This window comes from Bacillus sp. PS108 (assembly GCF_037963335.1).
GTDB lineage: Bacteria > Bacillota > Bacilli > Bacillales > Bacillaceae > Bacillus > Bacillus subtilis.
In genome coordinates this window covers 646,641-672,233 of sequence record NZ_CP150155.1, presented here as the reverse complement: position 1 = coordinate 672,233, position 25,593 = coordinate 646,641, and the positions used below count along the sequence as shown (strand labels likewise).

Genomic DNA, 25,593 nt, shown 5'->3' with positions numbered 1-25,593 from the left:
CAAACTGCGGCGGCTTAGAAGAAGCCGCTAAAAGCTTCTTCTATGCTAAACCTAAACGTTCAAAGATCAGATCAACATTTTTCAGATGGTAATTGTAATCAAAGCAGTCAGCAATTTTTTCTGGAGAAAGACGTGACGTGATTTTCTCTTCCGCTTCAACAAGTTCGCGGAACGGCACTTGTTTTTCCCACGCTTCCATTGCTTTCGGCTGAACTGTATCATAGGCTTCTTCACGTGTAAGGCCTGTGTCAATCAAAGCAAGCAGCACACGCTGAGAATAGATAAGGCCGAGAGTGCGGTCCATGTTGCGCTTCATGTTTTCCGGGAAGACCGTTAAATTCTTCACGATGTTGGAAAAGCGGTTCAGCATGTAGTTCAGCGCAATTGTCGCATCCGGAAGAATAATCCGTTCTGCTGAAGAATGAGAAATATCGCGCTCATGCCATAATGGAACATTTTCGTAAGCTGTCATCATGTAGCCGCGGATCACGCGCGCCATGCCTGTCATGTTTTCAGAGCCAATCGGATTTCGTTTATGCGGCATTGCAGATGAACCCTTTTGCCCTTTCGCGAAAAATTCCTCTACTTCACGTGTTTCACTCTTTTGCAGTCCGCGGATTTCCACAGCAAATTTCTCGATGCTTGTCGCGATCAAAGCAAGTGTTGCCATATAGTCAGCATGGCGGTCACGCTGAAGGGTTTGAGTGGAAATCGGTGCTGCTTTCAATCCGAGCTTCTCACAGACATATTGTTCAACAAATGGATCAATGTTCGCATATGTGCCGACAGCGCCGGAAATCTTTCCAACCTCGATGCCTGCTTTCGCTTGTTTGAAGCGCTCAAGATTACGTTTCATTTCTTCATGCCAAAGCGCAAGTTTTAAGCCGAAAGTTGTAGGCTCAGCATGTACGCCGTGCGTGCGCCCCATCATGACTGTGTATTTATGTTCTTTCGCTTTTTCTTTTATAATGTCAACAAATCTCTCAAGATCCTTGAGCAAAATATCGTTTGCCTGTTTTAATAAGTAGGAAAGAGCCGTATCAACAACGTCAGTTGACGTTAATCCGTAGTGCACCCATTTTCTTTCTTCGCCCAGTGATTCGGAAACGGCGCGTGTAAAAGCGACAACGTCATGGCGCGTGTCCTTTTCAATTTCTAAAATGCGGTTGATGTCAAATGACGCGTTTTCGCGCATAACCTTTACATCTTCTTTCGGAATGACGCCAAGCTCCGCCCACGCTTCACAGGCAAGAATCTCTACCTCCAGCCATGCTTGAAATCTGTTTTCATCCGTCCAAATCGCGGACATTTCAGGTCTTGAATAACGTTCGATCATTCTGCTTGTCCTCCGTCTCTATTCATCCATTTATTTGTGATCTCCTGAATCCATTCGTCTTCAGGCTGCTTCATAAATGTAATATGCCCCATTTTGCGGCCTTTTTTGATTTCATGTTTTCCGTATATATATAGCTTTGCCTCTTTTAAAAGCTCCGGGTCTTCCTCAACAAGCTTTACTTCATCGCCGAGAAGATTCACCATCATGCCCGGCTTCAGCAAATCTGTCTTCCCAAGCGGAAGCCCGCATACCGCTCTGATATGCTGCTCAAACTGGCTCGTCTCGCAAAGGTCCAGCGTATAATGCCCAGAATTGTGCGGTCTTGGCGCCAGTTCATTGACCAAAAGCTCTCCGTCCTCTGTCAGGAACATCTCAACAGCAAGCGGTCCGACAAGGTTAAGCTCATCTGCAAGCTTAACTGCGAGATCAGCAGCCTTCTGCTGAATCCCTTTCTCTACCCGTGCGGGCACGATGCTTTGGAAAAGAATATTGTTGTGGTGAATGTTTTCAGCTGTCGGAAATGTTGAAATTTCACCGTTTACCGATCTGACGACGATCACCGACAGTTCCATTTTAAAAGAAACCCAGCTTTCAAGAATGCAAGTTCCGTGTTCTAACAGACCGGCTGCCTGCTCCATTTGCGCCTCTTCTTTTATCACAAATTGGCCTTTGCCGTCGTACCCGCCGCGGCATGTCTTCAGAACTGCGGGTAACCCGAGCTCCTGTACCGCCTGTTTCAATTCATTCTTTGTTTTGACGATGCTGTACGGTGCGACTTCACAGCCCGCGGATTGAATTGCTTTTTTCTCTGTTTCACGGTTTTGGGTAATGAGCAGCAGCTCACTTCCTTGCGGGAGATACGCATGATCTTTTAGCCAATGCAGCGCATCATAGTCGATGTTTTCAAACTCATATGTGATGATATCGCTGATTTCAGCCAATTTTCGAATCGCTTCACGGTCATTATAATGAGCGGTAATTTCGACATCCGCAACCTGCCCGCACGGCGAATCTTTCACCGGATCAACGACCGCGACTTTATACCCCATTTGTTTGGCGGACACAGCCATCATTTTCCCAAGCTGGCCGCCACCGATAATGCCGATTACAGCTCCCGGATAGATGATTTGTTTAGACAAGCTGATCACTGCTTTCTAACACCGTCTGTTTTGTATTTTCTCTTCTCTCATCCAGCTTACGGGCAAGGTCTTCGTCAAATGCTGACAAAATTTGCGCCGCTAACAGGCCTGCGTTCACAGCACCCGCTTTGCCGATGGATGTTGTCGCAACAGGCACGCCTCCAGGCATTTGGACGATGGAAAGAAGTGAATCCATTCCGTTCAGCGCCTTGGACTGAACCGGAACTCCAATGACTGGCAGTGTTGTTTTCGCAGCCGTCATCCCTGGCAGATGCGCCGCTCCTCCGGCACCGGCAATAATCACCTTGATGCCTCTTTCTCTAGCAGTTTCAGCATATTCAAACATGAAATCAGGCGTCCGGTGAGCGGAAACGACCTTTTTTTCGTACGGAACATTGAGTTCGTCAAGTATGTCGCATGCGTGTTTCATTGTCTCCCAATCGGAAGTGCTTCCCATGATGATTCCTACTAGCGGCTGCATTCTGTTCCCCACCTTCTAATGCTTTTGTTTTCAGAAAATAAAAAATACCCGCTCTGCATTGCACTTATGAGGAAGCAATACAAACCGGGCATGGTACATGTATCGTCAGTCGTTCGCTTCTGCGATATATCCATGTCAGTTTTATCGATCACTTTCCTGCATAGTCCGGCAATTTACGGTTGCCGGGTAGAAACTTATGGGCCATATTCCCAAGATTATATGAGGTCGTGTTTTGATTTCATGTTTATCTTAACAACGGACATGGATAATGTCAACGATATTATCGAACGATACAAAAATTCATTCTACTAATGTTCGTGTTTTAGATCAATTTCCCTTCAAATACGATTTTTTTCCCGCACGGAACGATCTGAATTGACCCATTTTCCTTTTTTTCCATAAAAATAGGCTCTTCCATTCGCCTTACAGGCAGATATCCTTCTTCTTTCATTTGCTGAAGCACCGCATCAATCGTTTGCTGCTCTGTCACTTCAAACTTTTTCTTCTTCGGCTTTGCCATTATTCTTTAATTCTCCTCTTCTTCACCGCTTTGACCCAGAAGCCGCCGTGGATTGTTTTTGGTTCGTACGCAATAATAAAGGCTTTTGAATCAAGTGTTTTAATCGTATCATATAGCTGGAGTTCATATCTTCTCGGCGTCAGGATCTGAAGGGCTGTGCGGTCGCCTTCAAGCCCGCCTGCCACCCAATTTGTCACGCCGTAGCCTTTTTCCCGGAGCTGCTTCGGAAGATCAAGATCGAGCTCCTTCGTAATCACATTGACCATAATATAGCCAAGCGCCAATTTTTCTTCTATTTTCATGCCGACAATTACGCCAAGACCGTAACCGAGCGCGTACGCGATCACATTTTGAATCTGATCTAAGTTATCGAGCACCAGACTCAGCCCTGTCACATAAACCAGTATTTCAATCGTACTGATGCCGGCCGCTAAATAACGCTGTCCTTTCAGCGTTAAAATCATTCTTATCGTAAAAAATGACACATAGACAATATTAATAATGAGAATTATGAGAACCATGGCTATCCCATTTGATAAGATGGTTTGCATCATTTTATTCATCCCCCTACTCTTCAGCTTGCACAAAGCATTCATATTCTACTAGAGAAATGAGCCGTTTACAATTAGCTTCGCCCGTAAGTTTAAGCAAAATATTTCGACATGCTTTTATGAGTTGAACAGTAGTAGTTTACCCTCTTTCTCGCCTTTTCAAAATCAAAACAAAAAAGCCCGCTTTTCAGCAGACTCACCTCTTTATATCTATTGTCAGATCTCTTTTTTCATTTTCTGAAGGGACTTGTATTCTTTCTCAAGCTCACTCAGCGTGTAGTCCGCAAGCTGTTCCCCTCTTCCTTGATAAAATTCCGAGAGCAGTAATTTGGTTTTTAAAAATTGCTTCTTTTGGTTAATTGCTCGGCGAAGTACATCAGCCATGTCCATCATCCTCCTTAAACATAAAGGTTTTTGCGCTGGACGTTTTCAGCATTTTCCCCATCATACACGGGTTAATCCTACAAATCAACTATGTTTTTTAGATATATTTGTAAAAAGTGTGACATAAAAAAACCGGCTAGGATTAGCCGGTTTTTTCATTAAAGCGGAATCAGCGACGCCGTAAAATATTCAGAAATAAACGGCCAAGTCACTGCCGTAAACAGCAGCGCTATCGCAACCACTGCAAATACACAATAGATATAATCAATTGGTGCATCTTGTGCCGCCTGGTACACACGCTGTACATACAGCGCGATGATAAAAAAGATGGAAAACAAGATCAGCACCGTAAACAGTACTGTCAGCATTGGAATATTTACGATCGCAAAGATCAGCCAAAGGATTGAAACAGCAATTACCGGTACAAGCAATGAACCCAATACGGCAGCCGCTTCTCTGAACGTCACCTTCTGCTTCATCATATAGCGGGAGACAGCCCATATAGCAAAGACCATTACCGCGAAAAAGATCAGCAAATACACAAGAACAACTAAAAACCCGTCATAGAAAGCATGATGGCGTTCTCCGAAACCGAGCGGCCGATTCCAGCTTGCCTTTAACTGAAACCAATTCCCAATTGAAAAAATGATACTGAATATAAGCATTGAAATCAGACCGTACTTATAATGAGAAAAACCATCCGTTACGACAGTTTTCGCCGGTGATTTTAAAATCGAGAACGCAAAACCGCAATATCTGTTGATGGCTGCCCAAACAGACACAAGCTTGTCTTTAACAGTTGATTCACCGCGTTCCTGGCGCGGTTTCTGCTTTTGTTTTTGCTTCTGCTTGCTTTGCCGGCTCGCCTTTCTGGACATTCTCGATAGCGGTTCTTCATCTGCATCTATTCTTTCACTCTGGTTAATTTCTTCTTCAAACGTTTCTTTTCTTTCTTCCGTCATGTCAGCAACTCCTATCAAAAAAATACGGCGGAATACCATTCAGCAAGAAAATAAAACACTTATATAAGGTACCGAAGCCTTCCTGAACAGTCAAGTCATTTCCATTTAAGTAAAGCATGGCGGCACATCTACATGACGGTATATCGTATGAAATGGTTTTATCTTTTGCAACAAAAAAACCAGCTGCCGGTGCAGCTGGTTTTTCAATTCTTATTTTAAGAAGATAAAGTACAGGATAAATACGATAAACAGCCCGTACATGATTGGATGAACCTCTTTGGCTTTTCCTTTGCACACCATTGTAATCGGATAGAAAATAAACCCGATGGCAATACCAGTCGCGATGCTGTACGTTAACGGCATCATGATCATGGTAAGGAAAGCAGGAACGGCCACCTCGAACTTATCCCAAGCGATTTTGCCAAGCGGCGCCACCATCAATGCACCCACAATAATAAGCGCCGGCGCTGTTACATTTGACGTAACGACTGATAGAAGCGGAGAGAAAAACGTAGCCAGTAAAAAGAGAATCCCTGTTACAATTGCGGCAAATCCTGAACGGGCACCCGCAGCGACACCTGAGCTTGATTCCACGTAAGAAGTTGTTGTAGACGTACCAAGCACGGCACCGATCACAATAGAAGATGAATCAGCTAAAAGCGCACGGCCCGCACGCGGCAATTTGTTTTCCTTCATTAAACCAGCTTGTGTTGCCACAGCAACAAGTGTACCAGCTGTATCAAAAAATCCGACAAACAAGAATGTTAAAATAACGATCAGCATTTGTACAGAGAAAATATCCGGGAGGTGAATCCACGCTTGTCCGAAAGTCGGCGCAAGGCTTGGCACACTGCCTATAATTTGAGTCGGAACCGGAACCAAACCGAAAATCATGCCGGCTACCGCTGTTAATAGCATCCCGATAAACACGCCTGCGTTCACGCGAAGCACCATTAAAATAACCGTGACAATCACACCGAAAATCGTTAACAGCACAGGTCCGCTGTGAATGTTTCCGATCGTGACGAGCGTAGAAGGATTTGCAGTAATGATTCCTGAGCCTTGTAAGCCAACGAATGTAATAAACAGGCCGATCCCCGCACCGACTGCCAATTTCAGCTCAGGCGGAATGGCGTTGATGATTTTTTCACGAAAACCTGTTAAAGAAAGAGCAACGAAAATAAGACCTGAAATAAAAACACCGGACAAAGCTGCCTGCCATGAAATACCCATACCAAGGACAACAGAAAACGCAAAAAACGCGTTCAGCCCCATACCAGGCGCAATGGCAATCGGATATCTCGCTATTAATCCCATTAAGATACAGCCTGCTGCAGACGCCAGCGCTGTCGCCGTAAAGACCGCACCCTGGTCAATTCTCAGCGCCTCCGGAAAATCTTTCACGCTCTCCAAAGCAAGCGTAATCGGATTGACGAACAAAATATATGCCATAGATAAAAAAGTCGTTAATCCGCCAATGATTTCATTGCGATAGCTGGTGCCCAGCTCATCAAACTGAAAAAACGTTTTCAAGCTATTTGACTCCCTTCACTCTTTGCTATTTATTCTGTCCTGAAAACGCCAAATAAAAAACGCCCCAATACATTTTGGGACGCTTGACTACAGACAGATTTCAGTTCGAATAAATAAACGTGTTTTATTTATATCAAACGAAAGAAATGTTTACGTAGTCAAGCCATTTACGGTAGCTTGGTAGAGACTTGCGAGCCATATTCCCGCGATTATACGAATTCATCTTATTTGATTTCTGTGTCTATTGTACCAACTTCATTTTGAAAAAACAATACAAAAAGCGAACAATAGTCACACAAAATCGGATTTTGTTCGTAATAAACAAATAAAACCATCTTCCCGGCAAAATTGCCAAAAAGATGGTTTCCATTAATTGATTCTTATTCCCACTCAATCGTCGCAGGCGGCTTACTTGTAATATCGTACACCACGCGGTTAATGTGCTTCACTTCGTTTACGATACGTGTCGAAATAACTTCAAGCACATCCCACGGGATACGCGCCCAGTCAGATGTCATGCCGTCGATTGATGTAACGGCGCGGATTCCGATTGTGTAATCATATGTTCTTGCGTCACCCATAACACCAACGCTGCGGATGTCAGGTAGAACAGTGAAGTATTGCCAGATATCACGCTCTAAGCCGTGATTTGCAATTTCCTCACGCAAGATTGCATCTGATTCACGAACGATTTCAAGTTTTTCTTCTGTTACTTCGCCAAGAACACGGATTCCGAGTCCCGGTCCTGGGAACGGCTGACGCCATACGATTTCATCCGGAATGCCGAGCTCTGTGCCAAGCGCGCGCACTTCGTCTTTGAAAAGCGTGTTTAACGGCTCGATCAGCTCAAACTGCATGTCTTCAGGAAGTCCGCCGACATTGTGGTGAGATTTGATCGTTTGTGCCGTTGCTGTACCGCTCTCGATGATATCTGTGTAAAGCGTACCTTGTGCAAGGTAGTCGATGCCTTTGAGCTTGTCCGCTTCATCATCAAACACGTAAATGAATTCATTACCGATGATTTTGCGTTTTTGCTCAGGATCAGAAACGCCTTTTAGTTTGTTTAAGAATCGATCTTTTGCGTCTACTTTAATCACATTCATGTTAAAGCCTTCGCTGAATGTTTTCATAACACCCTCAGCTTCGCCTTTACGGAGAAGACCATGGTCTACAAAGATACAAGTCAGCTGGTCGCCGATCGCTTTATGAATCAAAACAGCAACAACAGAGGAATCAACGCCGCCGCTTAGCGCGCAAAGAACCTGTTTGTCTCCGACCGTTTCACGGATTTTTTGCATTTCGATTTCGATAAAGTTCTCCATTGACCATTCGCCTTCGCATTCGCAAACACCGAATACAAAGTTTTTCAGAAGATCATTGCCGTATTCAGAGTGGCGCACTTCCGGGTGGAACTGAACGCCATACCATTTTTTGTCCGCTTTGCTCATCGCTGAGTTCGGGCAATGATGGCTTGTCGCGTCAACAGTGAAGCCTTCAGGAACTTCTACAACCAAATCGCCGTGGCTCATCCAAACCACTTGTTCGTTTGGAAGATCTTTGAACAAATCAGGTGTGCCTTCGATGCGGATGTTTGCTTTTCCGTATTCACGCTGGCTTGCCGCTTCAACTTTACCGCCAAGGTAATGAGTCATCAGCTGCATGCCGTAGCAAATTCCCAAAACAGGAATATCAAGCTCGAAGATTTTCTCGTCACAGCGGAAAGAGTTTTCATCATACACACTGTTTGGACCGCCGGATAAAATAATTCCTTTTGGATTCATTTTTTTAATTTCTTCAGCCGTCAATGTATGTGGATGCAGCTCGCTGTAAACACCGAATTCACGGATACGGCGTGTAATCAGCTGGTTATACTGACTGCCGAAATCAAGGACAAGAATCATTTCATTCACTAACTTTGTCATGGTTGTCACCTAATCTCCTCTAAGTTTTTTGACACAGAAAAAAACGAGGACAGATATGAAGCTCGCTCCGCCCTCTTTGGCAAGGCCGTTTGCCGGAGTCAGGCCAACTCGCTCCCAGACTCCGATAATATTCACTAATTCTAACAACACGTCGATAAGCGGTCAAGACCATCTTCTTTTAATTAAATTTTCCCATAACTCTCTCGAATCATTCCATAGCGCCGAAGAATCTTCATTTCTGTAAAGCGCCCTTTCATAGCTTAATGTCAGCTTTGACATGTCTTCTATGTCGTATTTTTCATCGATTCGTTTTGCATAATCACGCAGCGTTTCACTGTCTCGTTTCGGCAGTCCTTTTCTCTTCAGTTGTTTCAGCAGCGCGCCATATGCCTCAAAAAACGCGTGCTGATCGCTGCGCCGCTTCAATTTCCTCACGGCGAAAACAGGAATCCATAACGAGCGGAAAACATACAGCAATACAGCTGCCACCAGGAGGACTGCAAGAACCGCAAGCGCTGCATACAAGCCCGCACCGGCATTGGTATGCGAAGCGGACGGCTTTTTAGAAACAGCTGGCTCCCGCTTTTCCTTTTGTTTTTCCTCTTTTTGCGGCTGTTTTTTCTCTTCTTTCTGTTTTGCTTTCTTCGGCGAGCTGCTGTTATCGCTGCCAGAGTCCTTTGTTTCAGAAGAAGTAAATTCAGCCGGATTTGTAAACCCTTTAGTCGGCTCAAATGTAACCCAGCCCTGTTCCGGGAAATACACCTCTACCCAGGAATGGGCATTGTTATTTGTCACTTCGTAGATGTTGCCATTTTTGTTTCCTACTTCTTTGTATTCGCCGGACGTATAACCCTTTACCCAGCGGGCCGGAATCCCGGCCGAGCGCAAGAGCACCACCATGGCGGAAGAAAAGTTATCACAATAACCCATTTTCGTTTCAAAGAGAAATTGATCGACATAATCTTCATCATTCTTAGGAATGGTCACGTTTTCTGTTTCATATGTGAACGCATTTGACCCTAAATAGTCCTCAACCGCTTTCACCTTATCAAACATATTGTCGTGATCCTGAGTCAGTTTGATCGCAAGGGTTCTCACCCGCTCTGGCAGTGAATCTGGAAGCTGCATGTAGCGATCGCTGAATGTGTACTCCTCACTGTTTTTTCTCACTTTTACCTTTCTCAGTTCATCCAGCTTATAGACCGGGGAATTGTACGTTACAGTATAATTTCCCATATTTCTGATTTCACCGGCTTGTTCACTGATCGGAGAAATTTGCTCCGTGTTGCCGTTCATTTCAAGTGAGACAGCCTGCTTTGGCTGAATGGTTTCCGCACCAATCGGATACATCAGATGGTTATACCCGTAGTGCTTATCGACTTTTACACGGACGGTGCGGCGCTCTGTCGCAACCTTATGGTCAAACCACAGATTTTCAACTTTTCCATTGCTAAGCTGATACGACATGCCTGTGTCTGTTTCAATCCAGCCTTTTCCGGTATACGTGTCCTTCGTTTCCACACGGAAATACGTACGCTCTTTTCCCTGCCATGTAAAAACAGGTGTAGCATCCTGCTGGAACGGGCCGCCGAGTGATTCATCATGATTCCCGTATCCGATTTTGCTTTCCCCTGCAGACACGCGGTCTTGATGAGTGATTTTTTTAAGAAAAGGCACCGGATCAGGCCAGGCCGGCTCTGATTTTGGAGCGGCGAGTCCGAATCCCGTTGCAGCCAAAACCAATACAGATAAAGGAAGAAACCATTTCAGGACAGATGTTTTTGGCAGTGTGATTCTTTCCATCAGCTTAATGCGTTCCAAGTATAAAAGGCCCAGCATAAAGAAGCCGATCAGCACGATACGGATGACGGCAAAAGTGGCATCATATGGCGTAAAGGTATCAAGAATCGTAATATACGCTACTGTCATCAAAAAGAAAAACAAAATTCTTCTCTGGTAAATCACCCAATAATGCAGGAGATAGACCAGCAGCCACAGTAGCACAAAAAACAGCAGGGTCCGAAATGAAGGAATCATGTCATTCCATTGCCCTGATTGAATCAGCGTGATATTCAGATAGACATCCTGCAAAAAAGAGCTGACCCAGCTCAAGTCGAATATAGATCCTTGATAAAACAGGATGTGTATCGAGACCAATGTAAATATGACACAAAAAGGAACGGTGACAAACCACCTCATCCTGAAAAAAGTCAGCAGAAACGTCAAGCCGATAAAGATACTAAAAAAGCCTGTATGTTTCGTTTCAGTAAAACTGTCAAGCGGCCTGAGCCACTCCCACAGCAATAAAAAAGCCAGAAAATAAAATAACAGCAAGCTCAAACGGCTTCCCTTGTGATCATCGTGCGGCATGTGAACCAGTCACCTCTCTTTCTAAACAACACGCGAAACTCGCCCGCCCCTCATGACCCGAACTCTGATTTGGCGTTTCATCATGCGTTCAATCATGACATTTTCAGCTTGAGAGAGCTCAGCATCTTTCTCTTTTGCCAGTATCACCGTAACCCGGCCGCCTCCTATTTCTGCGAGGTGCAGCATATCTTCCGTTAACTGTCCCGTGACAACAACTTGATCAGCTTGGCGAACAGATGGCTTTCCCAGCTCTTCCCGTGCATATCGGCTTATCGGGTCTGCCGCATCACAATGAGCGATGGCTAAATGCCGAAGCATGTGCTTAAAATGCTGATCCCCTTCCTGAATAGGGAAAATGTTTTTTTCCTTCCCGATGGAAGCCAAGCCAGCGCCCGCGCCGTTTTTTAAAACAGAATGAAGAATCGAAGCTGTCACTGAAACGACCTCTTCGAATGCGTCTGAGGAAAAACGGTCCATCAGCAGAAACAGATTTTTGCTGCGAGAAGGCTCAAATTCCTTCGTCATCAGCTGGCTCCGCCGTGCAGAAGTCTTCCAATCTAACGCAGCAAACCGGTCTCCCGGCTGATAAATCCGCACACTTGCTGCGACTGAGGAATGGTGCTCATGAATTGGAGAAGAACCGCTTACACCGTCTTCCTGATGCCTCTCATTCACCTGATAGGAAAAACGCTGATAGAATGGATAAACAAACAGGGTATCATCCAGCTCAAAAAATGCAGTTTTTTCAATCAAGCCAAGAACATCCCCGGTTCGCACCCTGACAGAATGAAAGTGATGCTCTCCGCGCGGTACCCGAGCTAATTCATACGACATCGTCATGCTCCGTTTAAACCAAGGAAAAACGAGCCGTTTGGCCGCGGCTCCGTCTCGATTTAATGACTCGATACCTTCTGGCAGGCAATCTTCAATCACCATATACATCAGCGGAAATGGCAGCTTTCTTCTCAGCGTAACCGTTACGCCCAGCCTGTCCCCCGCATGCAATTGTGTTTTATCCATTTGCCTTGAAGCCTGAAAAGAACGGAGCGGATACAAGGCCAACAGCCCGGCATACAAGACAAAAGGGAGAAACGCGTAAAACAAAAACCAGCTGACAAAGCCGCCCTGAAACATCGCATAAGAAAAAACAGCAGCCGTCAATAAAGTTAATATAATCAGCTTCCAACCATATATGAGCCATTGCCATTTCTTATTCATCAGCGGACCGACGACCTTTGAACCGGCACCTTCACAGCTGACATGATCTCCCTTACGATCGCTTCTGCCTGAATCCCTTCAAATTTTGCCTCAGGATGAAGCATCATCCGGTGCGGCAGCGTGAAAGGAGCTAAATATTGAATATCATCCGGTATGACATAGTCGCGATGATGCAGCAGCGCGTATGCCTGTGCCGCTTTCATGAGGGCGATTGAGCCGCGCGGACTGACGCCTAATTGAACAGAAGGATGCTGTCTCGTTTTCTGCACAATTTCAACGATATATTCCTTAATGCTGTTATCAGCACGGACATTTTGCACTTCCCTCTGTAAACAGATGAAGTCTTCTTTTGCAATAACCGGCTCAAGCGTCTCAATCGGATGGCTTTTTTCCTGAAGAGATAAGACGTCAAGCTCTTCATTAAAGGACGGATAACCCATCCGAAGTTTGAATAAAAAACGGTCAAGCTGAGCTTCCGGCAAAGGATAGGTCCCTTCATATTCGACCGGGTTTTGCGTTGCCATCACAAAAAACGGATCGGCAAGCTGCATCGTATGGCCATCTACCGTGACGCTCCCCTCTTCCATCGCTTCGAGCAAAGCCGACTGTGTCTTCGGAGAGGTACGGTTGATTTCATCTGCCAGCACGATATTTCCCATAATTGGGCCGGGACGATATTCAAACTCCATCGTTTTCGCATTATAGATAGATACCCCTGTTACATCAGATGGCAGCAAATCCGGAGTGAATTGGATTCTTTTGAAATCGGCGCCGATTGACTTTGCCAGCGCGCGGACCATCATCGTTTTTCCGACTCCGGGTACATCCTCAAGCAGCACATGCCCTTTGGCAAGAAGGGCTGCTAAGCTGAGTATGGCGATGTCTCGTTTTCCAACCATTACTCTATTAATATGTTCAACTGCTTTCCCCAGCAAAGGATGCAGGTCTTCTTGATATGCCATTCTTTTCCTCCTAGTCATCTACAAAATTCATCATAATGTAACCTAACTTTACCACAAAAAGCAATCTGTATAAAAAAACGATTCTAGCAAATTGTTTCCAATAAAGCTGGCCAAAACACACAAAAAAGCTTCCTGTGGCAGGAAGCTCCAGATTGTTGACAAAATCCTAAAATGGCTTTCATTTTAGGGTTTTGTCATCTTTTCAGCGTGATTGAAAACCCTTGAAGTCTAGGAAGGACGAGCATAGGAGCGGAGCGAATGTTCTAATTCGTGAGCACCGAAGCGCAGACCTGACAACGAATGCGAGGGTTTGTCGACACGCTGAAGCTTCCTGTGGCAGGAAGCTCAATTATTTGTGTTCTAAAGGCTCCATATGAACATGCGAATAATCAATCGCATGCTCCTCCTTCATTCTCCGCTCAATTTCATTGGCTATATCGTGGCTTTCCGTAATATTTAAATCAGCCGATACCTCAACCACCACATCAACATGAACCGTACTGCCCAAGTATCTTGCTTTTATGTCTTTTAAACGGCTCACACCGGAGATTTTTTCGATTGTCTGTTTATAAGCGGAAATGTCCTTTATGTCGAATCCATCTGTCAAAGAGTGAGATGACTCTTTAAAAATATCCCATGCGGTCTTGCAAATAAGCAGACCGATCACAAACGCAGTGACCGTATCAATCCAAGCAAGATGGAATTGAGCAGCCACAATGCCGATAAATGTGCCGATACTGACGAATGCGTCTGATTTATTATCAGCAGCCGCAGCAAGGAGCGCCTGGCTCTTCACCTTTTTGGCCAGCCTTTTATTGTACCGATAAACGATCAGCATCAGGACTGCCCCGCCCGCTGCCGTCCAAGCCGCAATCATATCCGGCGTCTCTTGTTTAGCAGAAAAAATAGATTCTCCGGCACTGAACAGCACTTGCAGGCCGACAACCATCATAATAAACGATGCGATAAGCGATGCAATCGTTTCCGCTCGAAAGTGGCCGTATGGATGATCTTCGTCAGGAGGCTTTTGAGAGATGCGCAGGCCAATCAGCACAGCAACAGAAGCAATAATGTCAGTTGTGTTATTTAACCCGTCTGCCGTAAGTGCTTCCGAGTGAAAAAGATAACCGATGATCAGTTTAATTGCGGAAAGAACAAGATACGCGGCAATGCTGACCAGCGCCCCGGATTCTCCCTTTTTCAGTTCATCATATCTCTCCATACAAAACCTCCTCCCCGCTCACATTTTCCTATTATTATCTTACAAAGCTGAACCGCAGTGGGTCTACAGAAACATGATTCACCCGCCACAGAAAAATAGTGACGATGGAACACTTTTTCTCTCATCCAATTTATTTGCTCCGCCAAAAAGCCCATCAGATCCAATGACACCAGCGCTTCTCGCATTCTATCGAATTGTAAATAGTACACAAAATCACACAGCAAATAAAAAACGAAACATTTTTTCCACACATTCGCTGAAAGCGCAAACAAAACACTACAAATTTGAAATAAAACGTTATATTTTCTCACATGAATTTTCGACAAACTGTATATTTATGATAGAGTTTCAATTATCATAATATTCAGTAATGATTGCATTTTAAAAGGAGGTAACTTATGAACCAATCTCAATCAGGATTAAAAAAGGAATTAAAGACCCGCCATATGACAATGATTTCGATTGCCGGTGTAATCGGAGCCGGCCTATTTGTAGGCAGCGGTTCAGTGATTCACTCGACCGGTCCGGGTGCCGTTGTTTCTTACGCGTTAGCCGGATTATTGGTGATTTTTATTATGAGAATGCTCGGTGAGATGTCTGCCGTAAACCCGACGAGCGGATCGTTTTCTCAATACGCTCACGACGCCATCGGACCGTGGGCAGGATTTACAATCGGCTGGCTGTACTGGTTTTTCTGGGTGATCGTCATCGCGATCGAAGCCATTGCCGGTGCTGGCATTATTCAATACTGGTTCCATGATATTCCGCTGTGGCTGACAAGTTTGATCTTGACCATTGTGCTCACCCTGACAAACGTCTACTCCGTTAAGTCTTTCGGTGAGTTTGAATATTGGTTCTCCCTCATTAAAGTTGTGACTATCATTGCTTTTCTAATCGTTGGTTTTGCCTTTATTTTTGGCTTTGCACCGGGCAGTGAGCCAGTCGGTTTTTCGAATCTTACAGGCAAAGGCGGATTTTTCCCGGAGGGCATCAGCTCCGTATTGCTCGGCATTGTCGTTGTCATCTTCTCTTTTATGGGAACTGAAATCGTTGCCATTGCAGCAGGGGAAACATCCAACCCGATCGAATCTGTGACAAAAGCCACCAGATCCGTTGTATGGCGCATCATCGTCTTTTACGTGGGCTCAATCGCCATTGTCGTGGCGCTGTTGCCATGGAATTCAGCAAATATTTTAGAAAGCCCTTTCGTCGCTGTACTTGAGCATATAGGAGTGCCGGCAGCCGCACAGATTATGAACTTTATCGTCCTCACAGCCGTACTCTCTTGCCTGAATTCAGGTTTGTATACCACATCCAGAATGCTGTATTCACTAGCAGAAAGAAACGAAGCGCCGCGCCGTTTTATGAAATTGAGCAAAAAAGGCGTTCCCGTACAAGCCATTGTGGCCGGGACATTTTTCTCTTATATCGCGGTCGTAATGAACTATTTTTCACCGGATACCGTCTTTTTATTCTTAGTCAACTCATCAGGCGCAATCGCTTTACTCGTCTATCTTGTCATCGCTGTTTCCCAGCTGAAAATGCGGAAAAAACTCGAAAAAACAAACCCGGAAGCATTGAAGATCAAAATGTGGCTCTTCCCTTTCCTAACCTACTTGACCATCATCGCCATTTGCGGAATTTTAGTGTCCATGGCGTTTATTGATTCCATGAGAGACGAGCTGCTGCTGACAGGCGTCATCACGGGAATCGTTCTGATTTCTTACCTTGTGTTCAGAAAACGCAAGGTGAGCGAGAAAGCGGCTGCCAACCCAGTCACACAGCAGCAGCCCGATATCCTGCCTTAATGCTGATCAAATCCTAAACGGCCTGCCGTTTAGGATTTTGTTATTTTCTTCTTCGGGCGGGCTGCAGCACGAAGATTTTTTGTAACCATCACGTCCTTATTGTCATTAACTATAGTACCAATTTGGAAAATTTAGATAAGGACAGATGAAAATGACACTTGAAAAATTTGTGGATGCTCTCCCAATCCCAGATACACTAAAGCCAGTACAGCAATCAAAAGAAAAAACATACTACGAAGTCACCATGGAGGAATGCACCCATCAGCTCCATCGCGATCTCCCTCCAACCCGCCTGTGGGGCTACAACGGCTTATTTCCGGGGCCGACCATTGAGGTTAAAAGAAATGAAAACGTATATGTAAAATGGATGAATAACCTTCCTTCCACGCATTTCCTTCCGATTGATCACACCATTCATCACAGTGACAGCCAGCATGAAGAGCCAGAGGTAAAGACTGTTGTTCATTTACACGGCGGCGTCACGCCAGATGATAGTGACGGGTATCCGGAGGCTTGGTTTTCCAAAGACTTTGAACAAACAGGACCTTATTTCAAAAGAGAGGTTTATCATTATCCAAACCAGCAGCGCGGGGCTATATTGTGGTATCACGATCACGCCATGGCGCTCACCAGGCTAAATGTCTATGCCGGACTTGTCGGTGCATATATCATTCATGACCCAAAGGAAAAACGCTTAAAACTGCCTTCAGACGAATACGATGTGCCGCTTCTTATCACAGACCGCACGATCAATGAGGATGGTTCTTTGTTTTATCCGAGCGCACCGGAAAACCCTTCTCCGTCACTGCCTAATCCTTCAATCGTTCCGGCTTTTTGCGGAGAAACCATACTCGTCAACGGGAAGGTATGGCCATACTTGGAAGTCGAGCCAAGGAAATACCGATTCCGTGTCATCAACGCCTCCAATACAAGAACCTATAACCTGTCACTCGATAATGGCGGAGAGTTTATTCAGATTGGTTCAGATGGAGGGCTCCTGCCGCGATCTGTTAAACTGAATTCTTTCAGCCTTGCGCCTGCTGAACGTTACGATATTATCATTGACTTCACAGCATATGAAGGAGAATCAATCATTTTGGCAAACAGCGCGGGCTGCGGCGGTGACGTCAATCCTGAAACAGATGCGAATATCATGCAATTCAGAGTCACAAAACCATTGGCACAAAAAGACGAAAGCAGAAAGCCGAAGTACCTCGCCTCATACCCTTCGGTACAGCATGAAAGAATACAAAACATCAGAACGTTAAAACTGGCAGGCACCCAGGACGAATACGGCAGACCCGTCCTTCTGCTTAATAACAAACGCTGGCACGATCCCGTCACAGAAGCACCAAAAGTGGGCACAACTGAAATATGGTCCATTATCAACCCGACACGCGGAACACATCCGATTCACCTGCATCTAGTCTCCTTCCGTGTATTAGACCGTCGGCCGTTTGATATCGCCCGTTATCAAGAAAGCGGGGAATTGTCCTATACCGGTCCGGCTGTCCCGCCGCCGCCAAGTGAAAAGGGCTGGAAAGACACCATTCAAGCGCATGCAGGTGAAGTCCTGAGAATCGCGGCGACATTCGGTCCGTACAGCGGACGATACGTATGGCATTGCCATATTCTAGAGCATGAAGACTATGACATGATGAGACCGATGGATATAACTGATCCCCATAAATAACCCGACAAACTTGCCTCTAGCAGGCAAGTTTTTTCTTTGTGAAACCTTTGGCCCTATTTATCGTATTACGTAAAAACAGCAAAAAGGAGCTGCTTTTTATGCTGACACACGACCTACATGAAAAAATAAAGCAATACATTTCCATTTATGCTGAATTAAAATCAAAATTAAAATGGAAAGTTTCACACGATCAGATATTAATGCTCATTTCTTCTGCATATATTGTGAATAAAAGAGAGTTTGATTTTCAGCGCTTTTATGATTTGAGCAGCTATATCAAATCAAACATCGGCAGCTTCTCAACACTCAATTCACACCACCGCTTTACTGTTGCATCTATTCTGGACATTCATTTTCAGCATGAGGCAAAACAAACATTTCATACTTTTATCGATGTATACAATGAAATGGTGAAGCTAGGATATAATCGGGATATGTTCACATACCTTTCCGCTCTGATCTTGCTCACCGGAAAATCTGAAACGACAAACCAAAAAGAACAGATGAACATGGGGCTAGCAGTTTATCAGCAGATGAAGAAAAATCATTATTTCCTCACTTCAACTCAGAATGTTCCGCTTGCCATACTGCTTGGAGAAAACGGAAAAGGTTTGCAGGCGCTACAGAAGGTGGAAACATGCTATCAGCTGCTGGCAGCCAACGGCTTTAAAAAAGGACAGTACTTACATCAGGTCAGCCATATTCTGGCCTTGCAAAGTGAAAAAGAGCCCGAAATGCTGGTTTCCGCTTGCAAACAGATATATCAATCAATCACTGAATCTGTCAAAAAACCAAAGGATTATCATTATCCAGACCTTGCTCTCCTCACATTTCTGGAAGAGCCAGATATCAAAACCGTTTTGTGCATCACTGACGAATTAAACCAGGAAAAAGCTTTTAAATGGCAGAAGGAAATGAATTTTAAAATTGCTGTCAGCCTCTATCTCAGTGAGCATATGGAGAAAAATCTGCTGATGGAATCAGGACTATACACCGCTATCGAAACAGCCATTCAAGCGCAGCAGGCAGCCGCGACAGCTGTCATCATCAGCTCAACAGCAGCCAGCCATACTCATGATGGAAACTAAAGGAGGAGAAACATGCCATACATCACATTAGAAGATCAGACACGCCTTTACTATGAAACACACGGGAGCGGGACGCCGATCCTGTTTATACATGGGGTGCTGATGAGCGGACAATTTTTCCACAAACAATTTTCGGCGCTTTCTGCCAATGCCAATTATCAATGTATTCGTCTTGATCTTAGAGGACACGGCGAATCTGACAAAGTGCTTCACGGCCACACCATTTCCCAATATGCCCGTGACATAAGGGAATTTCTAAATGCAATGGAGCTTGACCATGTCGTTCTTGCCGGCTGGTCAATGGGCGCTTTTGTCGTATGGGATTATCTCAATCAATTTGGGAATGATAATATTCAAGCCGCTGTGATCATCGATCAATCCGCTTCCGACTATCAATGGGAGGGCTGGGAACACGGTCCATTTGATTTTGACGGCTTAAAAACAGCGATGCACGCCATTCAAACTGACCCGCTGCCTTTCTACGAAAGCTTCATCCAAAATATGTTCGCAGAACCGCCTGCCGAGACCGAAACAGAATGGATGCTGGCAGAAATCCTCAAACAGCCGGCTGCCATTTCTAGCACGATTTTATTTAACCAAACCGCCGCTGATTACCGGGGCACCCTCCAAAACATCAATGTGCCGACATTGTTGTGCTTCGGGGAAGACAAGAAATTTTTCTCTACAGCAGCTGGGGAACACTTGCGCAGCAATATTCCGAACGCAACACTCGTTACCTTTTCTAAAAGCAGCCATTGCCCGTTTCTAGAAGAGCCAGATGCTTTTAACAGCACACTCCTCTCCTTTTTAGATGGGGTTATTGGAAAGTCATAAAGAAAAAGGAATTAGGAGATTAGGGAAAAGTATGAGACAATAGGAAATGTGCAGTAAAATACATGAGGGAAGAAGTGACTTTATGTCTTACTATAACAAACGAAATCAAGAACCGCTGCCAAAAGAAGATGTGAGTACTTGGGAATGCACAAAAGAAGACTGTAATGGCTGGACCCGAAAAAACTTCGCCAGCAGTGATACGCCATTGTGCCCTTTGTGCGGAAGTAAAATGGTCGACGGCATCCGTTCATTAGTGAATCTCCAAAACAACAGCCAAACGAAAACAAGCTAGTTCTTCCCTATAACAAATGCAGACTCCTGCAAGCAATAAGCAAACAAACCCCGAACGGAGACAAAATTCTATATTTCAGAATAAAAACCTCTCATTGCAAGAGGCCAAATACGAAGAAAGAAGCCCAAAACTGTAAACGTTTAGGGCTTTTTCGTCTGTTTTAATGGTGTAATATGGATATAAGAGGAGCGATAACGTGATCCCAAACCAGCAGCAAAAAGACTTGAAAAAAAGAGCTGCGTTCAAAAAGCTGGATGTTGCAATGAACTTCTATGTTGAACTTCTGTTTTTGTCGGTCCCTCTGATTCATATCTTTAAATGGCTCGGATCATTAGCCCTGCACCTCATCCATTAAAAAAACCACTCAGCCCAAGCCGAGTGGTTTTTATTAGTTAATCACAGAAAAGCTGTTGATGATGCCGTTCGGATTTTCCCATACTTTTTTGAAGGTCTTATTTTCAAGGCTATAGGAATAAATCGTCCGCACCTTAGCTTCACGCCCTGTTTCGTCCTTCAGCTTTTTAGCCCCCTTGGCTTCGGCAAGAAAATAAATGTTCTTCCCATCCTTAGAAAACTGAGGCTGTGCGTCAATTAACAGCTTAAATGATTTTTGATTTGAGATGATGCCTTCATATTTTTTCGTATCCGCATTGAGCATTTGAATAGAAGCGGTTTGCTCCGTTCCTTTTTGCGTATATGATGTGAATAAAATACGTTTATCATCATCAGAAACAGCAATATCGCTGATAAATTGGTTCAGGCTTTTCAGCTCATTAAAATTATTTTGGCGGCCTTCCGCAAAATGAATCGTTGTCGGTTCAGGGTCGATGCCCTTTTCGTTTGCTTCATCTGTTTTCTTGTAGTCTTCTTCTACAGAATAATGAAGCAATGCAAATGAATCGTTTTTTTGGTTATAAAAGAAGCTGCTGACGGTGTTATCCTGATCATTAGCGGCAGGATAAAGATTTTTGTACTTTTTCGTTTTCAGATCAAAAGCGGCGATCCGAAAATTGCTTTCGTCCGCTTTTCCTAAGCGGAAATAGATGGTTGAACGGTCCTTTGATAAAAACAAACTGTCCGCACTCTCCGCGCCTTTATAAAGCACCGTCTTTTTATTAGACTTTAGATCCAGTTTAAAAAGCCTCATTTCATTCTGTTCATTATTGCCCGTATAATAGAGCACCTGCTGTTTTTGATCCAAGGCAAATGCCGGATAGCTGGTCAGCTTCTCCTCATGGATCACCTTGTCATTTTCATAATACTTTGTCAGCAGATCCGTATCTGTAATTGAAACCAGCAGCTCATCACCGCTATCGGTATTGACTGAAACATCAGCAGCCTTCTCATGGCCTTTATCCTTTGCAACATAAAACGCAACCCCCGCGGCAGCTGCCGCTATTATCACTGCTAACAATAATATGATTCTTTTTTTCATCTTTTATCTCCACCAATAGAAAAAGCAAGAATGTGACTTCTTGCTTTCCAGATTATATATGTACATTAATAGCTGTAATGCCCCGCTACTTTACCTTTGCTTAATGGGTATCCAAGCGCTTTAAACGCTTTAGGGCTAACATCCAGCACTGCATTAGGCATTCTGCCAACATCATTTTTATAAACCGTAATCACCTTTTTAGGCTTTGCTTTTGCATAAGCTCTGATTTTTGTCCCGTTTCTAGGAACATCAAATCCGATTTTGGTCGCACAATCCCAATGTCCAAGTTTCTTACCTGAAGAGCCTTTTTTCCCGACTCCATTATACCAAGTAATATTTCCGTTCACATGTTTCGCACTGGCATCTGATGAAAAACTAAAAGCTCCCAAAGTACTTCCTACTAAGATAAAAGCGGCTAAAATGACTTTCTTCAACATTTCGTCCCCCTGTTTGTTAACATCTAGGAAGATTATACACGATCAACCAGCTATTTTTTATTTCAATATCCTTACAGTAATGTTACAAAGTCAAAAAGTTGCCTCTGCTAAATTAAACCATGGAAGATTATCCTATTATAATAGCGGTATTAGCGTTATAATTATTGATAGAGTAGTTGTCGCATTCAATATGAACGAACCATTACCGTATTGTTCAAACCAAATTCATAGCTATGTAAACAATTGATACTCTCATATAAAGAAAAAAGAGTGTGCGAGACCCTTTTTTCTTTAAAGTTTCTTTTTTCAAAAAAACGTAGATTATATTATATAAAAATTTCATTTCTTTTTTGGTTTTAAAAATGGCGATTTTGTGAACAGTTCATATTGACCGGTGCGGAATTACTCACATCAAAAGTTATAGGAGTGGTAATCCATGAAGGCAGCAAGATGGCATAACCAAAAGGATATCCGTATTGAACATATCGAAGAGCCAAAAACGGAGCCGGGAAAAGTAAAGATCAAAGTCAAATGGTGCGGCATCTGCGGAAGTGATTTACACGAATATCTGGGCGGCCCGATCTTTATTCCGGTTGACAAACCGCACCCATTAACAAATGAAACGGCACCTGTCACAATGGGGCATGAATTCTCCGGTGAAGTTGTCGAAGTCGGAGAAGGCGTTGAAAATTATAAAGTTGGAGACCGCGTTGTAGTCGAGCCGATTTTTGCTACACACGGCCACCAAGGCGCCTACAACCTTGATGAACAAATGGGATTCCTCGGCTTAGCCGGCGGAGGCGGCGGTTTCTCTGAATACGTCTCTGTGGATGAAGAGCTTTTGTTCAAACTTCCTGATGAATTATCATATGAACAAGGCGCGCTCGTTGAACCTTCTGCAGTTGCTCTATACGCTGTCCGCTCAAGCAAACTCAAAGCAGGCGACAAAGCGGCTGTATTCGGCTGCGGCCCGATCGGACTTCTTGTCATTGAAGCGCTGAAGGCTGCCGGTGCAACTGATATTTACGCTGTTGAGCTTTCTCCTGAACGCCAGCAAAAAGCTGAGGAGCTTGGCGCGATCATCGTTGATCCGTCTAAAACAGACGATGTAGTCGCTGAGATTGCAGAACGTACAGGAGGCGGTGTTGACGTAGCATTCGAAGTCACTGGTGTCCCAGTGGTGTTACGACAAGCCATCCAGTCCACTACAATTGCCGGTGAAACCGTCATCGTCAGCATTTGGGAAAAAGGTGCTGAAATCCATCCGAACGATATCGTAATCAAAGAACGTACAGTAAAAGGAATTATCGGATACCGCGACATCTTCCCGGCTGTATTGTCATTAATGAAAGAAGGCTATTTCTCAGCCGACAAACTCGTAACGAAAAAAATCGTACTAGATGATTTGATCGAGGAAGGCTTCGGGGCTCTTATTAAAGAGAAAAGCCAAGTCAAAATCCTTGTTAGACCTAACTAATTTGAAACCAAAAAGAATCCGCACTCGGGTGCGGATTCTTTTTTAAATTATCCAATCACTTCAGCCCCAGAATCCTTCTTTGCCCCGCTGTGATCATAAGCGCGGAAGTTTTCCTCCAGCTGCTCAAGCGAAAGCCCTTTCGTTTCCGGCAAAAACCTCTTCACAAACAAGACAGAGCAAATTCCTAATCCAACGAAGATAAAGAACGTTGTGGACAGCCCGATAGCTGCCAGCAATATCGGAAACGTGAAACTGACTGCAAAATTCACCATCCACAGACAGAATACCGTAACACCCATTCCCAGTCCGCGAAGGCGAAGCGGGAAAATTTCAGATAGCATCAGCCAAGTCACTGGTGAAATGGCGCCCTGCTGAAAAGCAAGAAATGTGACCGTTAATGACAGGACTACATACGGAAGTGCCGGTGATCCTTCAAGTACAAGTGAGAATATCCCGATTAGCAATAATGCTGTTGTCGTACCGATCAAGCCTGTCATCAGCATCGGCCGGCGCCCCACTCTTCCCAGCAGCCAGATTCCGACGAATGTTGCCAATACCGAAATCACGCCATTCGCAATATTTCCGATTAAAGCGGCTTCCGTTTGGAAACCGGAATTTCTTAGAATTTCAGTCCCATAATACATAATCGAATTCACACCTGTAATTTGCTGTACAATCGCAATCCCTAATCCAATAAACACAATACGGCGCACCCATGGGACTGAAAGATCTTTAAATGTCGCTTTTTCAAGCTGGTCTTCTTTTTTGAAAGCGAATTCAATTTCTTGCAGCTCAGCTGCTGCCCGTTTTTCGTCCCTGATTTTTTTCAATACACGCAAAGCATCTTCTTTTCTTCCTTTAGAAACAAGCCAACGGGGACTCTCGGGCATTCTGATCATGCCGAAAAACAGGAACAAGGCTGGAAGTGACGCAATGACCAGCATAAACCTCCACACATGGGAGTTGTCTCCCATTGTTGTTCCAAGGATCGCATTAAAAACAAAGGCCAAAAGCTGTCCTGATACAATCATCAATTCGTTCTGCGTCACCATCCGTCCCCTGCTTTCCACAGGAGACATCTCTGCTAAATAGGCAGGCACCGTTACGGATGCACCCCCAACCGCAATACCGAGCACAAAACGGGAAATAATCATGACCGTAACATTTGGTGCAAACGTACACCCAATCGTTGAAATAAAAAATATAACAGCGAGGAACAAAATATTTTTGCGGCGGCCGTTAAAATCAGACATCCTGCCGCCAAACACAGCACCCAGTGCCGCTCCAAAAAGAAGTGAACTGGTGACAAGGCCTTCTGTGAAGGCATTGAGATTAAGCTGATCCGGCTCTCCCATATACGGCAAAGCTCCATTGAGCACACCGGTATCATAGCCAAAAAGAAGCCCGCCGAAAGTGGAGACTAAAATAATTGTACGTAAAAATGACATTTGATTTCCTTGTTTATTCATACTGTTTCCCCCAGTCTTTTTCAAAATGCGTATGTCAAAAACTTATTCCAGGGCTGCTGCCTTCCTCACATTTCGTAAGCAGGCTTCAGAAAATAGTTGTTCATGTTTTTATCCAATAACCTCATAACCTTCCCTTCTTCTTAGCATGTCAATCCCTATGGAAGCGATTTCATTTCTCGTTAAAAGAACAATGGTCATTTCTTTGTGCATAACCTCGTTCATTTGGTATTTATTAGTCACTTAATAGTTCAATTGTAGTGATGTTATAGTGACATTTTTGTTATATCTGATATTATCATAATTATAAAAACGCTTTCAGTCAATATAAATTTCTGAAAATTTTTTACTCTATAAAAGGAAAATCACCAATTCAAGGGGAAAATGAACGTTTTTCTTCATGAAAATGTGTGAATCAAGTCAAAAATCTTGTGATTTTCTGTTCATATCGAAAAATGAGTAA

At 44.2% G+C, this 25,593-nt stretch carries 24 protein-coding genes and 2 riboswitches; of the genes, 8 read left to right on the top strand and 16 right to left on the bottom strand.

Going from position 1 to position 25,593, the window contains the following annotated elements:
• Window positions 1-40: 40 nt before the first annotated feature.
• The 13 genes from purB to mneS all read right to left on the bottom strand — a co-directional run bounded on the left by purB (window position 41) and on the right by mneS (window position 14,600).
• On the bottom strand, window positions 41-1,336 hold the full coding sequence (gene purB, locus NSQ16_RS03475) for an adenylosuccinate lyase (protein WP_003233955.1): 1,296 nt from the start codon (window positions 1,334-1,336) through the stop codon (window positions 41-43).
• A complete protein-coding gene (gene purK / locus NSQ16_RS03470; RefSeq protein WP_032677449.1) occupies window positions 1,333-2,475 on the bottom strand; it encodes a 5-(carboxyamino)imidazole ribonucleotide synthase in 1,143 nt (380 codons plus the stop codon). The genes purB and purK overlap by 4 nt, the downstream gene beginning before the upstream one ends.
• Entirely contained in the window at window positions 2,468-2,956 is a 489-nt protein-coding gene (purE, locus tag NSQ16_RS03465) for a 5-(carboxyamino)imidazole ribonucleotide mutase (RefSeq protein ID WP_003244134.1), read from the bottom strand. The genes purK and purE overlap by 8 nt, the downstream gene beginning before the upstream one ends.
• Window positions 2,957-3,097: 141 nt before the next feature.
• Window positions 3,098-3,199, bottom strand: a riboswitch (purine riboswitch).
• Between the two features lie 79 nt (window positions 3,200-3,278).
• Window positions 3,279-3,476, bottom strand: coding sequence for an NETI motif-containing protein (locus NSQ16_RS03460; protein WP_003219403.1), 198 nt, complete (start codon window positions 3,474-3,476; stop codon window positions 3,279-3,281).
• Window positions 3,476-4,030 carry a DUF5698 domain-containing protein gene (locus tag NSQ16_RS03455; protein ID WP_009966729.1) on the bottom strand — a complete coding sequence of 185 codons (555 nt, stop codon included), beginning with the start codon at window positions 4,028-4,030 and terminating at the stop codon, window positions 3,476-3,478. The genes NSQ16_RS03460 and NSQ16_RS03455 overlap by 1 nt, the downstream gene beginning before the upstream one ends.
• A gap of 213 nt (window positions 4,031-4,243) precedes the next feature.
• Window positions 4,244-4,411 carry a Fur-regulated basic protein FbpA gene (locus NSQ16_RS03450; RefSeq protein ID WP_003244066.1) on the bottom strand — a complete coding sequence of 56 codons (168 nt, stop codon included), beginning with the start codon at window positions 4,409-4,411 and terminating at the stop codon, window positions 4,244-4,246.
• A 158-nt stretch (window positions 4,412-4,569) separates the two neighbouring features.
• A complete protein-coding gene (locus NSQ16_RS03445) occupies window positions 4,570-5,373 on the bottom strand; it encodes a hypothetical protein (RefSeq protein WP_032677450.1) in 804 nt (267 codons plus the stop codon).
• A 210-nt stretch (window positions 5,374-5,583) separates the two neighbouring features.
• Complete coding sequence (pbuG, locus tag NSQ16_RS03440) at window positions 5,584-6,906, bottom strand: hypoxanthine/guanine permease PbuG (protein WP_003233968.1); 1,323 nt, start codon at window positions 6,904-6,906, stop codon at window positions 5,584-5,586.
• A gap of 135 nt (window positions 6,907-7,041) precedes the next feature.
• Window positions 7,042-7,143: riboswitch (purine riboswitch) on the bottom strand.
• Between the two features lie 143 nt (window positions 7,144-7,286).
• A complete protein-coding gene (gene guaA / locus NSQ16_RS03435; protein ID WP_003233970.1) occupies window positions 7,287-8,828 on the bottom strand; it encodes a glutamine-hydrolyzing GMP synthase in 1,542 nt (513 codons plus the stop codon).
• Window positions 8,829-8,990: 162 nt separating this feature from the next.
• Complete coding sequence (locus NSQ16_RS03430; RefSeq protein ID WP_339232570.1) at window positions 8,991-11,198, bottom strand: DUF4129 domain-containing transglutaminase family protein; 2,208 nt, start codon at window positions 11,196-11,198, stop codon at window positions 8,991-8,993.
• Window positions 11,199-11,219: 21 nt separating this feature from the next.
• The gene (locus tag NSQ16_RS03425; protein WP_230488036.1) at window positions 11,220-12,416 is read right to left on the bottom strand and encodes a DUF58 domain-containing protein; all 1,197 of its coding nucleotides are present in this window, start codon (window positions 12,414-12,416) and stop codon (window positions 11,220-11,222) included.
• Complete coding sequence (locus NSQ16_RS03420; RefSeq protein ID WP_038428514.1) at window positions 12,416-13,378, bottom strand: MoxR family ATPase; 963 nt, start codon at window positions 13,376-13,378, stop codon at window positions 12,416-12,418. The genes NSQ16_RS03425 and NSQ16_RS03420 overlap by 1 nt, the downstream gene beginning before the upstream one ends.
• Window positions 13,379-13,727: 349 nt before the next feature.
• The gene (gene mneS, locus NSQ16_RS03415) at window positions 13,728-14,600 is read right to left on the bottom strand and encodes a manganese transporter MneS (protein ID WP_015382984.1); all 873 of its coding nucleotides are present in this window, start codon (window positions 14,598-14,600) and stop codon (window positions 13,728-13,730) included.
• Between the two features lie 73 nt (window positions 14,601-14,673).
• On the opposite strand from mneS, the gene NSQ16_RS03410 reads away from it, so the two are divergent.
• The 7 genes from NSQ16_RS03410 to NSQ16_RS03380 all read left to right on the top strand — a co-directional run bounded on the left by NSQ16_RS03410 (window position 14,674) and on the right by NSQ16_RS03380 (window position 20,670).
• Window positions 14,674-14,961 (top strand): hypothetical protein, encoded by a 288-nt coding sequence (locus NSQ16_RS03410; RefSeq protein ID WP_032678949.1) that lies wholly within the window; start codon window positions 14,674-14,676, stop codon window positions 14,959-14,961.
• Window positions 14,962-14,998: 37 nt separating this feature from the next.
• Window positions 14,999-16,408, top strand: a complete 1,410-nt coding sequence (gene gabP / locus NSQ16_RS03405; protein WP_003233998.1) for a GABA permease — start codon at window positions 14,999-15,001, stop codon at window positions 16,406-16,408.
• Between the two features lie 151 nt (window positions 16,409-16,559).
• Complete coding sequence (cotA, locus tag NSQ16_RS03400; protein ID WP_014479048.1) at window positions 16,560-18,101, top strand: outer spore coat copper-dependent laccase CotA; 1,542 nt, start codon at window positions 16,560-16,562, stop codon at window positions 18,099-18,101.
• Window positions 18,102-18,199: 98 nt separating this feature from the next.
• On the top strand, window positions 18,200-19,189 hold the full coding sequence (locus tag NSQ16_RS03395; protein ID WP_038428512.1) for a DUF4003 domain-containing protein: 990 nt from the start codon (window positions 18,200-18,202) through the stop codon (window positions 19,187-19,189).
• Between the two features lie 12 nt (window positions 19,190-19,201).
• Complete coding sequence (locus tag NSQ16_RS03390; protein WP_038428511.1) at window positions 19,202-20,023, top strand: alpha/beta hydrolase; 822 nt, start codon at window positions 19,202-19,204, stop codon at window positions 20,021-20,023.
• 82 nt (window positions 20,024-20,105) lie between these two features.
• Window positions 20,106-20,315, top strand: coding sequence for a cold-shock protein (locus NSQ16_RS03385; RefSeq protein WP_003234008.1), 210 nt, complete (start codon window positions 20,106-20,108; stop codon window positions 20,313-20,315).
• Between the two features lie 196 nt (window positions 20,316-20,511).
• A complete protein-coding gene (locus NSQ16_RS03380; RefSeq protein WP_003234009.1) occupies window positions 20,512-20,670 on the top strand; it encodes a hypothetical protein in 159 nt (52 codons plus the stop codon).
• 33 nt (window positions 20,671-20,703) lie between these two features.
• Here the strand turns inward: NSQ16_RS03380 and NSQ16_RS03375 are convergent, their stop codons facing one another.
• Entirely contained in the window at window positions 20,704-21,750 is a 1,047-nt protein-coding gene (locus NSQ16_RS03375; protein WP_032722967.1) for a PD40 domain-containing protein, read from the bottom strand.
• Between the two features lie 65 nt (window positions 21,751-21,815).
• Entirely contained in the window at window positions 21,816-22,187 is a 372-nt protein-coding gene (gene walM, locus NSQ16_RS03370) for a cell wall metabolism protein WalM (protein ID WP_003234013.1), read from the bottom strand.
• A 436-nt stretch (window positions 22,188-22,623) separates the two neighbouring features.
• Between walM and bdhA the strand changes: the two genes are divergently transcribed.
• The gene (bdhA, locus tag NSQ16_RS03365; protein WP_003234015.1) at window positions 22,624-23,664 is read left to right on the top strand and encodes a (R,R)-butanediol dehydrogenase; all 1,041 of its coding nucleotides are present in this window, start codon (window positions 22,624-22,626) and stop codon (window positions 23,662-23,664) included.
• Window positions 23,665-23,711: 47 nt separating this feature from the next.
• Here the strand turns inward: bdhA and iolT are convergent, their stop codons facing one another.
• Window positions 23,712-25,133 (bottom strand): myo-inositol transporter IolT, encoded by a 1,422-nt coding sequence (gene iolT, locus NSQ16_RS03360; RefSeq protein WP_003234027.1) that lies wholly within the window; start codon window positions 25,131-25,133, stop codon window positions 23,712-23,714.
• Between the last annotated feature and the right edge of the window lie 460 nt (window positions 25,134-25,593).

Bases quoted from the DNA above. Each gene is read 5' to 3' on its own strand.
- purB (WP_003233955.1), bottom strand. From the start codon at position 1,336: ATGATCGAACGTTATTCAAGACCTGAAATGTCCGCGATTTGGACGGAT.
- purE (WP_003244134.1), bottom strand. From the start codon at position 2,956: ATGCAGCCGCTAGTAGGAATCATCATGGGAAGCACTTCCGATTGGGAG.
- NSQ16_RS03460 (WP_003219403.1), bottom strand. From the start codon at position 3,476: ATGGCAAAGCCGAAGAAGAAAAAGTTTGAAGTGACAGAGCAGCAAACG.
- NSQ16_RS03455 (WP_009966729.1), bottom strand. From the start codon at position 4,030: ATGATGCAAACCATCTTATCAAATGGGATAGCCATGGTTCTCATAATT.
- NSQ16_RS03450 (WP_003244066.1), bottom strand. From the start codon at position 4,411: ATGGCTGATGTACTTCGCCGAGCAATTAACCAAAAGAAGCAATTTTTA.
- NSQ16_RS03445 (WP_032677450.1), bottom strand. From the start codon at position 5,373: ATGACGGAAGAAAGAAAAGAAACGTTTGAAGAAGAAATTAACCAGAGT.
- guaA (WP_003233970.1), bottom strand. From the start codon at position 8,828: ATGACAAAGTTAGTGAATGAAATGATTCTTGTCCTTGATTTCGGCAGT.
- NSQ16_RS03430 (WP_339232570.1), bottom strand. From the start codon at position 11,198: ATGCCGCACGATGATCACAAGGGAAGCCGTTTGAGCTTGCTGTTATTT.
- NSQ16_RS03425 (WP_230488036.1), bottom strand. From the start codon at position 12,416: ATGAATAAGAAATGGCAATGGCTCATATATGGTTGGAAGCTGATTATA.
- NSQ16_RS03420 (WP_038428514.1), bottom strand. From the start codon at position 13,378: ATGGCATATCAAGAAGACCTGCATCCTTTGCTGGGGAAAGCAGTTGAA.
- mneS (WP_015382984.1), bottom strand. From the start codon at position 14,600: ATGGAGAGATATGATGAACTGAAAAAGGGAGAATCCGGGGCGCTGGTC.
- NSQ16_RS03410 (WP_032678949.1), top strand. From the start codon at position 14,674: ATGATTCACCCGCCACAGAAAAATAGTGACGATGGAACACTTTTTCTC.
- gabP (WP_003233998.1), top strand. From the start codon at position 14,999: ATGAACCAATCTCAATCAGGATTAAAAAAGGAATTAAAGACCCGCCAT.
- cotA (WP_014479048.1), top strand. From the start codon at position 16,560: ATGACACTTGAAAAATTTGTGGATGCTCTCCCAATCCCAGATACACTA.
- NSQ16_RS03395 (WP_038428512.1), top strand. From the start codon at position 18,200: ATGCTGACACACGACCTACATGAAAAAATAAAGCAATACATTTCCATT.
- NSQ16_RS03390 (WP_038428511.1), top strand. From the start codon at position 19,202: ATGCCATACATCACATTAGAAGATCAGACACGCCTTTACTATGAAACA.
- NSQ16_RS03385 (WP_003234008.1), top strand. From the start codon at position 20,106: ATGTCTTACTATAACAAACGAAATCAAGAACCGCTGCCAAAAGAAGAT.
- NSQ16_RS03375 (WP_032722967.1), bottom strand. From the start codon at position 21,750: ATGAAAAAAAGAATCATATTATTGTTAGCAGTGATAATAGCGGCAGCT.
- walM (WP_003234013.1), bottom strand. From the start codon at position 22,187: ATGTTGAAGAAAGTCATTTTAGCCGCTTTTATCTTAGTAGGAAGTACT.
- bdhA (WP_003234015.1), top strand. From the start codon at position 22,624: ATGAAGGCAGCAAGATGGCATAACCAAAAGGATATCCGTATTGAACAT.
- iolT (WP_003234027.1), bottom strand. From the start codon at position 25,133: ATGAATAAACAAGGAAATCAAATGTCATTTTTACGTACAATTATTTTA.